The organism is Alkaliphilus flagellatus (genome assembly GCF_018919215.1).
Classification (GTDB): domain Bacteria; phylum Bacillota; class Clostridia; order Peptostreptococcales; family Natronincolaceae; genus Alkaliphilus_B; species Alkaliphilus_B flagellatus.
On sequence record NZ_JAHLQK010000005.1, the window covers coordinates 313,251 to 324,999 of the forward strand.

17 protein-coding genes are annotated in these 11,749 nt (G+C 32.0%); 1 reads left to right on the forward strand and 16 read right to left on the reverse strand.

Annotated elements, in window-relative coordinates; genetic code table 11:
* Positions 1-14: 14 nt before the first annotated feature.
* The 14 genes from KQI88_RS14310 to KQI88_RS14375 form a co-directional block, all read right to left on the reverse strand.
* Positions 15-1,070 carry a type IV pilus twitching motility protein PilT gene (locus KQI88_RS14310; protein WP_216418442.1) on the reverse strand — a complete coding sequence of 352 codons (1,056 nt, stop codon included), beginning with the start codon at positions 1,068-1,070 and terminating at the stop codon, positions 15-17.
* A 10-nt stretch (positions 1,071-1,080) separates the two neighbouring features.
* Complete coding sequence (locus KQI88_RS14315; RefSeq protein WP_216418444.1) at positions 1,081-2,760, reverse strand: GspE/PulE family protein; 1,680 nt, start codon at positions 2,758-2,760, stop codon at positions 1,081-1,083.
* Positions 2,761-3,004: 244 nt separating this feature from the next.
* Entirely contained in the window at positions 3,005-3,859 is an 855-nt protein-coding gene (gene aroE, locus KQI88_RS14320; RefSeq protein ID WP_216418445.1) for a shikimate dehydrogenase, read from the reverse strand.
* Positions 3,860-4,369 (reverse strand): YqeG family HAD IIIA-type phosphatase, encoded by a 510-nt coding sequence (locus KQI88_RS14325; RefSeq protein WP_216418446.1) that lies wholly within the window; start codon positions 4,367-4,369, stop codon positions 3,860-3,862.
* Between the two features lie 196 nt (positions 4,370-4,565).
* Positions 4,566-4,997 carry a hypothetical protein gene (locus KQI88_RS14330; protein ID WP_216418447.1) on the reverse strand — a complete coding sequence of 144 codons (432 nt, stop codon included), beginning with the start codon at positions 4,995-4,997 and terminating at the stop codon, positions 4,566-4,568.
* Between the two features lie 185 nt (positions 4,998-5,182).
* Positions 5,183-5,695: a hypothetical protein gene (locus KQI88_RS14335; protein ID WP_216418448.1), complete on the reverse strand. Its 513-nt coding sequence runs from the start codon at positions 5,693-5,695 to the stop codon at positions 5,183-5,185.
* 256 nt (positions 5,696-5,951) lie between these two features.
* Complete coding sequence (locus KQI88_RS14340) at positions 5,952-6,239, reverse strand: sigma-70 family RNA polymerase sigma factor (RefSeq protein ID WP_216418533.1); 288 nt, start codon at positions 6,237-6,239, stop codon at positions 5,952-5,954.
* A gap of 104 nt (positions 6,240-6,343) precedes the next feature.
* On the reverse strand, positions 6,344-7,072 hold the full coding sequence (locus KQI88_RS14345; RefSeq protein WP_216418449.1) for a GNAT family N-acetyltransferase: 729 nt from the start codon (positions 7,070-7,072) through the stop codon (positions 6,344-6,346).
* Positions 7,073-7,778: 706 nt separating this feature from the next.
* The gene (locus tag KQI88_RS14350; protein ID WP_216418450.1) at positions 7,779-8,009 is read right to left on the reverse strand and encodes a LexA family protein; all 231 of its coding nucleotides are present in this window, start codon (positions 8,007-8,009) and stop codon (positions 7,779-7,781) included.
* Positions 7,999-8,244: a hypothetical protein gene (locus KQI88_RS14355; protein ID WP_212377832.1), complete on the reverse strand. Its 246-nt coding sequence runs from the start codon at positions 8,242-8,244 to the stop codon at positions 7,999-8,001. The genes KQI88_RS14350 and KQI88_RS14355 overlap by 11 nt, the downstream gene beginning before the upstream one ends.
* A 153-nt stretch (positions 8,245-8,397) precedes the next feature.
* Positions 8,398-8,763: a spore coat protein gene (locus KQI88_RS14360; protein WP_216418451.1), complete on the reverse strand. Its 366-nt coding sequence runs from the start codon at positions 8,761-8,763 to the stop codon at positions 8,398-8,400.
* Positions 8,764-8,921: 158 nt separating this feature from the next.
* Entirely contained in the window at positions 8,922-9,215 is a 294-nt protein-coding gene (locus KQI88_RS14365) for a hypothetical protein (protein ID WP_246579313.1), read from the reverse strand.
* A gap of 248 nt (positions 9,216-9,463) precedes the next feature.
* A complete protein-coding gene (locus tag KQI88_RS14370; protein WP_216418452.1) occupies positions 9,464-9,772 on the reverse strand; it encodes a spore coat protein in 309 nt (102 codons plus the stop codon).
* 1 nt (position 9,773) lies between these two features.
* A complete protein-coding gene (locus KQI88_RS14375) occupies positions 9,774-9,992 on the reverse strand; it encodes a hypothetical protein (RefSeq protein WP_216418453.1) in 219 nt (72 codons plus the stop codon).
* Positions 9,993-10,318: 326 nt separating this feature from the next.
* Here KQI88_RS14375 and KQI88_RS14380 point away from each other — a divergent pair, with 326 nt between their 5' ends.
* Positions 10,319-10,699 (forward strand): hypothetical protein, encoded by a 381-nt coding sequence (locus KQI88_RS14380; protein ID WP_212377828.1) that lies wholly within the window; start codon positions 10,319-10,321, stop codon positions 10,697-10,699.
* A 14-nt stretch (positions 10,700-10,713) separates the two neighbouring features.
* Here KQI88_RS14380 and KQI88_RS14385 read toward each other — a convergent pair whose 3' ends face one another.
* Both KQI88_RS14385 and KQI88_RS14390 read right to left on the reverse strand, forming a co-directional pair.
* Positions 10,714-11,019, reverse strand: coding sequence for an N-acetylmuramoyl-L-alanine amidase family protein (locus tag KQI88_RS14385; RefSeq protein ID WP_216418454.1), 306 nt, complete (start codon positions 11,017-11,019; stop codon positions 10,714-10,716).
* Positions 11,020-11,088: 69 nt separating this feature from the next.
* Positions 11,089-11,586 carry a DNA-deoxyinosine glycosylase gene (locus tag KQI88_RS14390; protein ID WP_216418455.1) on the reverse strand — a complete coding sequence of 166 codons (498 nt, stop codon included), beginning with the start codon at positions 11,584-11,586 and terminating at the stop codon, positions 11,089-11,091.
* Between the last annotated feature and the right edge of the window lie 163 nt (positions 11,587-11,749).

Below are 11,749 nucleotides of genomic sequence, written 5' to 3' on the forward strand. Positions count from 1 at the left end.
TATTGATAGTACACTCAAAGTCCTATGGATCTTGTAATAGAATCTTGATCTACTGCACTAGTAAATGCCCATTCTTTTGACACTAACCCCTTTTTATATAGCTCTATAATAGATTGATCCATAGTTTGCATACCAAATTTAATCCCAGTTTGTATTGAGGTCTGGATTTGATGACTCTTACCCTCACGAATTAAATTCCTTATAGCTGGTGTAGTTACCATAATCTCATAAGCTCCTATACGTCCTGTTCCATCTGCTTTAGGAATTAACTGTTGTGATATTACCCCTTCTAAAACAGAAGATAACTGAATCTTAATCTGTTGTTGCTGATGGGGTGGAAATACATCTATAATTCTATCAACAGTTTTTGCAGCTCCTAAAGTATGCAGTGTAGACAAAACTAAATGTCCTGTTTCAGCTGCCGTAATAGCTGTACTTATTGTTTCTAAGTCCCGCATCTCTCCAACTAAAATTACATCTGGATCCTGCCTTAAAGCTGAACGCAGAGCATTAGCAAAACTAATTGAATCATTTCCAATTTCCCTCTGATTAACTATACTTTTTTTATGTTTATGTAAATATTCTATTGGATCTTCTAATGTTAGTATATGACAGTTTCTTTCATTATTGATAAGATCAATCATAGCGGCTAAAGTGGTAGATTTTCCACTACCAGTTGGTCCTGTAACTAATATTAGTCCCCTCTGCTTTCTTGCTAATTCCTTCGTTACTATAGGTAAACCTAGCTGTTCTATGGTTGGTATATTAAGAGCAACTATCCTCAATGCCATACTGTAACTCCCTCTTTGTTTAAAAGCATTTACTCTAAATCTACCTAACCCAGAATAGGCTAATGATATATCCAGTTCTCCGTTGGTATCTAATTTATTCAGTTCCTCCTGTGTCAGTACATCCCTTATTAATTTAGCAGATATTTCAGGAGTTATTGGTTGATTATCTATCTTTTTCAGTTTCCCATTCACTCTAACTGTCGGAGGTACAGCTACAGTAATGTGTAAGTCTGAAGCCTTCAAATCAATTGCTATTTTTAGTAGGTTAATAATATCCATAGCATTTCTCCTATTCTAATCCATAGGCTATACGAGCAAGTTCTTCGACAGTTGTTACACCTTGAAATATAAGCTGTTTGCAATTTTCTTTTAAGGAAGTCATCCCATTTTCTAATGCCTTTTTTCTAATCTTATCTATACTTGCTCTTTCATCAATTAATGCTCGTATTGTTTCATCAATACGCATAATTTCTTGAACCGCCTGTCTTCCTTTGTAGCCCGTATAATTGCAAATATTACATCCTTTTCCCCTATGTAGTAATACATTTTCTTCTATATCTAGTATTTTTTTATCCACTGATGTTGAATAATAGGATTCTTTACAATAGGGACATATTTTTTTAATTAATCTTTGGGCTACGACCCCAATAACCGAGGAAGAAACAAGGTATGATTCAATACCCATGTCAGTAAATCTCGTCACAGTTGAAGCTGTATCATTAGTATGCATTGTGCTTAGTACAAGATGACCTGTGATGGCAGCCCTCACTGCAATATGAGCTGTCTCTCCATCTCTAATTTCTCCGACCATAACAATATCAGGATCTTGTCTTAAAATTGCCTTAAGCCCACTAGCAAAGGTTAATCCTGCCTTATTACTGACCTGTACTTGGTTAACCCCTTCTAGCCTATACTCAACCGGATCTTCTATTGTAATAATATTACGAACCACATTATTTAATTCTTTTAAAGCAGCATATAAAGTTGTTGTTTTTCCACTACCCGTTGGACCTGTAACTAAAATAATACCATGTGGACTTTTAATAATTTCATCAAATATTTTTAAATTATCTTGTGTAAATCCAAGTTGATCCTTAGAAATAACAACGCTACTTCTATCTAATAGACGTATTACAGCCTTCTCTCCATACACTGTTGGCAATATCGAAATACGCATATCAATATCTCCACTATCAATTACCATTTCAACTCTACCATCTTGCGGAATCCTTTTTTCTGCAATATCCATCCTACCAAGTATTTTTATTCTTGATATTATGGCCTGATGGGCTGATTTAGCAATGGACATGATTTCTTGCAAGTCGCCATCTATTCTAAAACGAAGTCTTAATGTTTTTTCATAGGGTTCTAAGTGGATATCACTAGCATTTAGTCTAACAGCTTGCTTAATAAAAGAGTTAACGAGCCTAACCATTGGTGCATTACTAATATCTAGAGCGTCTTGTGCTTCTAGATCATCTAAATCTGGCATTCTATATTCTCTTTTAAACTCCTCTATCGCATTTTCTGCACTTTCGCTACCATAATATCGATTAATAGCATTTTCAATATTTTGCCTTGTTGAGATAGCAGGTATAACTTCTAATCCAGTAGCTATTTTAATATCATCTACAGCAAAAATATTTAAAGGGTCTGACATAGCTACTATTAAATTATCCCGCTCTTTTTTTACAGGAATTAACATATGTCGTCTTGCTAATTTTTCGCTAATTAGCCTAGGCATCTCTGGATTAATAAAATACTTCTCCAAATCTAAGTGAGGAATCCCTAATTGAAATTCTAATACCTCAATAATTTGACTTTCTTTAACAAAACCTTCATCAATTAGGATCTCACCAAGTTTTTTAAAAGTAACCTTCTGAAGCTCTAATGCTTTTTCAAGCTGCTCCTGCTCAATTAGTCCAGCTTCTATTAATAAATCCCCTAAACGTTTAGTTTTCCCACTCATATAGAACCCCTCATTTGAAAAAGATTGTATAAAAAAACTAACTATATATTAAATAAATATAAAGTTAGCCGGTTACGCCACTACATCCATACAGCATAAGCGTCCATCTATATCTGTATTTCTTCTGTTCATGTTATTTGATTGTATTATTTCAGAATTACAATAGGACTTTTGTACCAATTATACTTATTCTATATAATTTTAAAAATTCCTGCAATATAATTATATTTGGATTATATTATATTTAAAGTTTTTGAATGATTCTTTTTATTTCCTCAAAGTCTAATATTTTTCCTGTCCATATTTCAAAGGCTAGAATTGCTTGGCCGACCAGCATATTTAATCCATTATAAGTAATAAAGCCTTCATTTCTAGCCACTTTCAAAAGTTGGGTTTCATGTGGATTATATATTAAATCATATACTATAATGTTTTTATGAAGTTTTAATTTATCTCCAAATGGAATTAATCCTTTCAACTTACCCATTCCTACAGGTGTACAATTTACTAATATATCTACATTTTCTAATTTAAGATCATTAGGAGTAACAACTTGTGTTACTTTTCCTAAAAAATTTTTATTATCATTGTTAACTATGTAAAAAATTTCTTCTGCCTTTTCAATATTTCTATTACAGATAATAACCTCGCAATCGGCTTTTAAACAAAGGGAAATAGCTATGCTCTTTGATGCCCCACCAGCACCTAATATACAAATAGTCTTATTCTTTATTTCTATTCCATCTTGAGCTAGTCCATAAATAAATCCTGACCCATCGGTATTGTAACCAATCAATTTTCCATTTTCATTTTTTATTGTATTTACAGCTCCAATAAGTCTTGCTTCTTTAGATACCTCATCTAAAAAATTTATTACTTGTATTTTATGAGGATATGTTACGTTTGCACCTACATACCCTAAGGCTCTAATGCCCTCAATTGCCTCTTTTAAATAATGCTTTTTTACTGTATGATTAACATATACCGTATTTAATTTATGAGTTTGAAATCCATAATTGTGTATAAATGGAGAAAAACTGTGCTCTACAGGATCTCCAATAAGAGCAACAGTTTTTGTTTTACCGCTGATTGTAATCATCTATTTATCCCCCCTATGATCCTTTAAAACCACCCTCAATACATGTCTTTCAACCTTTCTTACAAAGGTTGTCCACCAAAATTCTTTACCTTCTATAGGTACTACTAACACTGTAAATAATCTCATACGATTTCCACCTAATACATCTGTGAAAATTTGATCTCCAATTACAGCTGTATTTTCTATTTTTGTACCCATAATTTTCATAGCCCTTTTAAAAGCACCTACCCTTGGTTTTGATGCTCTATGTATTGCAGGTAATTTTAATTCTTCATTGAAAGTAACAACCCGGTCTTCTGTATTGTTAGAAACTAAGCACACTTTAAAACCTTCCTTTTCAAGGTTTAATAACCATTCCTTCGTTTTTTCACTAGCATATTTAATTTCCCAAGATACTAATGTATTATCAATATCTATTATTAGTCCTTTAATGTTTTTTTGCTTAAGCTTTTCTAAATTTAACTTTAAAACTGATTCTACATATAAATCAGGAGTCAGTAAATTTACCATGTCCGCATATCACCTCATTAATATATTCAGATATTAGTTTAGCATATATTCCCACTAAACCAAAGCATTTATTATATTAAGTATTATATCCTATATACATAAATTAATATGTTATGCGAACTAAAATTGCTAATAAATTAAACTACAATTTAGATAAAGTAGGAATTATATCTAAATTGTAGTTTAATTTATACTTCTATTTTTTTCTTAAATAATAATTCAAGTGCATTTTTCCTGTTTCTTTTGAACTGTCAAGTGTACCCGACAATTCTTCCTTAGCTTTTTGGATACCATTCTTCATTTCTGTTTCACAAATAGGACAATACTTATGATATGCAGATAATAATAGACAACCACATCGCAAACATTGAAGATTTAAATGCTCATTCGGAATCTCAACTAGTCTCCCATCCTTAATAAAGTTGTTAATTACATGGATAGGGATTCCCAATCTCTGTTCCATTTCATAGGCAGTAGCTCCTGGATATTCTCTTAAATATTCTCTAATTTTATCGAAAACCTCTTCTACAATTCCATAACATCTAGAACAATACTCCCGAAGTGAATTTTCATGAATAGGTGTTTTACATCGTTTACATGTCTTCAATCTTCTACTTAATTTTCCCATCTTATTTTCACTTCCTTTAAAAATTTATGAACTTCTAATATATCCCTATAATAATTAAGATATCATTATAACAGATAGAATAAAATAGTAATAAACTCCCATTAATTCGAAAATATAGTTTTACCTATATTGATATCATATCCTATATATATGTTATCGGATTATTCTATTAAATAGATTATTACTTAATACAAATAAGAATCTATGACCTTCCAAGTAATTTTTTCACCATTTAAGTCATAACTCAGTATCATATACCCTTCCATATGTCCATCCCCAAAGGATGTCACTACCCATTGATCTGTCACAGCATGAGTTCCACCTTCATAAAAGTGCATTGTTCCTCCCAGTATACCTTCATAAGGGATCAGATCCGAATGATTTAAAAGATTAGATTCAATATCCTTTATCTCACCTTGAAATCCTTTATCATCTAGTAAAAATTTAATCATAGACTGGTCTATTTTGGGTAGATTATAGATTAATTCATTTTGACTTTTTAGGTCAATATTTAAATTACTAACTGTAGTTGTTAGGTTTTGATTTTCATCTTTTAATTTAGTATATTTATTCGATAGAATCTCCTTTTCTTCCACTAAATTGATTAGTTTGTTTTTATATTGATTTGTAATAGATAATGATGCTACTAAAATTATAATTAGCATTCCAACCCACATAGTTCTTTCTTTAGTACTCATGCTGTTATCCCCCCCTTTTTTGAGTTGTCTATTATATATAAATATTAATACAATATATACCCCTTATTTGATTTTTTAAATTGCTATATATTAATAATTTTTATTTCTTGCGATAGAATATATCCTATTTCTTACTATCTGTCTAAGTTCATCTTTTGTCGTAAGAATTCTTTTATATAATAGTTGTTAGCTTTATCATTTATGATAACATTAACTATGATAATAACAAAATAATTAAAGGCCTTTACTCTGACCTTTAATTATTTCCATTCAATGCTTTATTTAATTTTTTTATTGCTCTTTTTTCAATTCTAGAAACATAGGATCTCGAAATACCTAGCATTTTAGCAATTTCACGTTGTGTTTTAGATCCACCATTACATATTCCATATCTAAGTTCTATCACTATCCTCTCTCTTGACTTCAATACACTAGCCATCTTAGAATATAGCTTTTTAATTTGCATTTTCAATTCTACTTCATCTACTACTTCATCTGGATCAGTTCCTAATATATCAATTAACGATATTTCATTACCACCTATATGTTATCAACTAATTAGTTTAATAATTCAATACAACCATCCGGCGCATAACGCACCGCGTCGCAAGAGCTTGAATAAAAAGAATTTAATTTTGAGTCGGACTCTCAGTCAGTGGAGTCGGGAGAAATCACTTCCCACTTTCCAAACAGCGTCAAACCCGCCGCTTTAGCCAGCGACGTAGACGCCTGGTTATCGAGCTGGCATCGGTACTGGGGCTCATATCCCTGATCACAGGCGTACTTGCTGATTGAACGCACCACTTTGCGGGCGTGACCTTTTCCTCTAAAGGGCGTCAGAGTCAGTACGCCGAGATCTGCAATTTGCGCATTCTCCCAGGGATACATGCTGGCGGCGCTGACCAGGCGATTTTGCTCAAAAGAGCCGAACACCGCCCAGTGATCCAATTCCACATAAGCATCATCCAAGTCTTGTTCCGAGGCGGAGGACTGGAACTCGGAGAAAACCGCATCATCTTGCTCTGTTAACTGGCACAAGACACCTTCCAGGTTTTCTTGCAGCAATACGTTCTTATCGGCTTCTGAAAAATAAAAAAGATAATCTGCACCATGCAGAGTGACTCCCGCTTCATTCAATTTACGGCGAAAGGTCGGCTCAGACAGGTCTTGTCGTTGATAAAGGCCTAACTTATCGGCCAGCGCAGGCGTCAGGACTGCCATAACCCGGCCGTCGGAGGTTTCCAGCACCATCACCCGACGGTCTTCGCTCAGGTCAGAGTTGATGGCGACAGTAAAAACTTCATCGCTATAGAGGACGTCTCCGTTCAAAAATGGCTCCCGCCAAAAGTCAGTTATCGTTTGTGAAAATAAAGGCATACTTCTTACCCCCTTTAATTGAAATTCTATTTAAAAATACCATATAGAGGGAAAAATGTAAACGTTTTCTCTGATTTTTTAATCTTTTTTGTTTTTTCTAATAATTTTCGTCACAAACCAACCTGCTATTCCTACAAGAAATAAAATTATAATAATGGATACAATTTGAACAATATAATCTCCTAAATACATTTTCTCCCCTCCTCTTAATAATAATAGAAAATTTCAGGTATTCGGTAAACAACTCTTTGGAACTATCGATAATTTTTCATTATGTTAACTAATTGTGTATGCTGCATGAGTAAATATTCAATCTAAACTTTTTCTGGTTAACTCCTTTATACAATAATTTCAAGGGTTAACCAGTTATTTATGGTTAACCTTCTATAAAGTCACTTTTATCAATTATAAAACTAATCTAGGGAGCTTCGCCCCTTTTAGAGACAAAAAGAGGTTGCCTTAAGAGCAACCTTTTAGCCTTCAGTCCAAAACTTTGATTTAAAAAGAGTACCAGGCTTACATTCGCTACGCCTACTCATTCAATAAAAAACTAGACCGATTTTTTCTTAGCATAGGAAAAATCGGTTTTTTAATTCCAGAAATTGTCTTAGCGTGGGTTTTACGTCAAAATGTTGGCGCTACCCCTATAAAAGAAAGAAAAAATATTCTACAGTATGATTTTATATATAAAAAAGAGTAGCATATCCTACCCTTCTATTATATCTACACCTTTTTTAGTTATCTTTATTGATCTTAGAATAATGTCCATCTTTGTTATAAATCCTTCTATCTCTAATCTGTTTAAATAAGCGTGCACCGTACTACTAGATCTCAATTCAACCAGGTCACAGATATTCCTTACCATAGGACTTATACCATTGGCATTCACATAAGAATTTATTGCCTTTAGAATTTCTTTATCTCTTTTAGTTAGCATGATAATTACCCCTTATTTCTTCATTACTATCAATCAACTTTGTATCCATTGCGGATAGTATGTTCTCTATCTTAAAGGTTCTAAGTTGCCCTTTATCTATGTCTAGCGTTTTTATAATTTCATTATCCATTTTTAATACTTGGATTCTTCTTTGAGTTATTTCTAAACCCTTCATATACATAATGGTTATTACTTTGTGATTAACTAAAGAGTATTTTAATGATTGATTTACCATATTATCACCCCAAACATGTGTTCTTAATATTATATTACCAGAATATATGTTCGGTGTAAAGAGTAAAAATAGATATAAAAAGAGGGTAAAGCCTAAGCTCTACCCTAACACTTTAAAACTCTAAAAATCATATGATTATCTGATAAGTTTTGATTAAATAATTCTACATAAAGGTACTCTAACTAAAACTAGACGATCAGTTGCATTTTCAACATTAAATACTAAGAATACATTTTGACCTACTACAAATGCACAAATAAGGGTTACTCCTGCTCCTGTAGGAATTGTGGTAACTATTTGACAACGCATAACTCCCGCTGCTATTAGTGCCGCTGCTTGAGCTGCTGTTATCTCTGTTATAATCACTTCTTCTCTCTCAATACCCATAACTTCTATTTCAATTTCTATAAGCAAGAAGAATCTTCCATCTATTTGAGCTACACATGTTGCACCTATACTAATTGGATCGTTGCCTGGATTGTTGCACCTTTGTGTATTAATTTCTTGACTATAATCCATTATTTTCGCCTTCCCCTTTTTTATATTAGAAAAGTTGCTCACTGCTTTGCTTCTTCCCCAATACAAGTATATTACGGACTGGCAAAAGTGTTACTACAAAGTAGATATAAAAAAAGAGGGTAAAGCCTAAGCCCCACCCCCTATTATGTTTCTTCTATTTAGAAACATAATAGTCCTCGTCCAGAAAATAGTACAACAAGTAATAAAAAGAAGAAAAGTAGGCTATCTCCTGATCCTTTAAAAATACCACAGTTACAGAAAATTATTATTAGCAACAAGAAGAAGAAAAGTAAATTATTTCTATTCTTTCCAAAAATACCATCAGTACCTCCATCACAACCCCTATTATTTTCAATATTTCCTACTAAATTTTCACCACAATCTCCACTTTTTTCAATATTTTGGACTAAATTTTCACTACACTCTCCACAATTTTCAATAATTTCACCCATATATTACACCTACCTTTTTTAATTTTAAGTACTGCAAAGTACACACTTTTTTTCTTTATGTTCCAAAACTATTAGTAGCTGTAATATATACTATGAAGTTACATATAAACTGTTCTATATTTCTATTTTAAAAATAAAAAAGTTATATTCTCAATATTGCCATACATCCAAATACAAAAACAAATTAAAATTATAGACAAAAAGATAGATTGTAAAAAAGAGCCTTATATAAGGCTCTTTGATATGTATTATTCAGTTACATGGCTATCTAATATTTCTTTAGACTGATTAAAAGTTTGAAGCAACTGGTTTTCTGGCTGTTCATATGGATTTACCCATCCTTTATTTGCAGCTAATTCAGATAATGCAGCATGCTCACCAACCGTTTGTGTTAAGTTTGAGCTAAACAATTGTTTTAATTCAGGAGTTGCTGTCATTAACATTGCGTTTAGATATGCATTTGATGCTGAAGTTTTTGCAGCTAAAGCGTTATTCGTAATAGTTTGATCAGATAAATTTGTCGCTTTCTGACCCAACATTTCTTTTATCGGTTTCATTTTACTTTACCTCCCCAGTACCTAAAACTTGATTTTCATTAATAAATTGTTGTATACCTTTTATTCTTGCTTCTGATGCCATTATACCCGCTTCCGCAGACTTTTTTAAATCATTGTCTTCAATTAACATATGAGTTGCTTTAGCTGCTGCAAGTCCTTCAGTTTCCATTTTTAACATTCCTGTCAATGTTAATAGTTCTGCTTCAGATAATTTTCTCACTGCTTTTCCCTCCATTATTATTAATTTAATCAGTAATATTATTAGTAATAAAATAGCAATTATTCACAAAACTTAAAAACATTTCTTTTTCTCGTTTTCAACATTAAAAAACATTTTTTCAAATAAAGTCATTTGTTTTAGTGTTACAAGACTAACTCGAACTTTGGCGTCAAACATAATAATGTAGCCTAAGCTACCTTATTATAAGGAATACGTCTTAGGTTACACTTATTAACTTTCAAGTATTCATCTTTATCATCTTAGTATATTAGCAGCTATAACGTACAAAATATATTTATATCTTTAGATAGAAAGGATGACGTTTAATGGAAGTAAGAAAAAATATTATCGTCCCCTTAGGGTATGGTAAGTTTATTAGGTCAGATAAGATTATTGCGCTTGAGCCTATTGAGAATGATCGAGGTCCTGGGAAAAGAACTTATGTGTATATTGAAGAAATCGATAGTCCTTTGATTGCTTCTCGTACAGAAACATCAATTTTAGCTAACATAGTTGAAACTCCTAAAGAAATTATCGAAGCAACAGCTGCATTAGAACTTCTGCAAGATATACTAGATGATATTCAACAAATTGGACCAATGCTCAAAAAGAGTATAAAAAAAGAAGCTAACCTCGATTTAGATAAGATTGTAATTAGAATCCAAGAAATCCTCAATCATGAAATAGGAATTGACGAAAAACATTAGTGGAATAAAAAAGACTAGGAGAGACTCTCCCCTAGTCTAATCTTTTTTGACTTTGTGGTTTTAGGATTATTAGCACTATTAATATGAATAGACACAAAATAATCTGCCTTAGAACTATTTGCAATTTCAATTCTTTTGTCTAGGCTAACTCTTACATCTCCAACACGTGTAAATATAATTTTTATTCCATATCTCATAAGGATATCTGCTACCATGCAGGCAATTTTCCATGCTACATGACTTTCATATAAACCAGTCGGTCCTACTGCTCCTAGATCACTTCCACCGTGGCCGGGATCTATAACTATAATTAGTTTCATTAGTACACCTCCAAAATAAAAAGAACCTGGATTAACCAAGTTCTTATCTAAATATTTTAATTTTAATTATCATCCTAAATATTCTTTAATGATCTTCCATTCCATTATTTTTATTTCAATTGAAATGGTGTTTGCCGGACTGGTTGAAGTCAGCTTTTTAAAAATAATTTTATCTGATATATTAAAGCCTACTTGTTTTCTAAACACTTCATAAGCCTTAGTTCCATTGAATAAAACAAATTCTATATTAGGATAATCCTTAAATAAGGAAACAAAATCATTTGTTTTTTCATTTTTTATATTTGAATCTAAACTACCTTCTCTATCACAAACTTTTATAACATCCCATAGTGCAATGTTTTTTTCTTGAATAAAGTCGATCCGTTTATTATAGCTTTCCTCAACGTTAAAATCGTATAAAGAAAAAATAATCTTCCAGAAACTATTTCTTGAATTTGCATAATATTGTTGTTTTTCCAATGATTCTTTTCCAGGCACTGATCCTAATATTAAAGCTTTAGCATGTCTATCAATTACGGGATTAAGTGATTTTACACTACTATTCATTATTAATTCCTCCTGTTAATTAAACCACCTTAGCTTATTTTAACATAACCTCTGAACTTTAACTAATAGGAGTATAAAAATGGGATAACAAAGTTTCAATTTTCTTAATATCAGCTATTAAATTTTTTGTATATTTACATTTCAATTCAATATATTTTTCTGC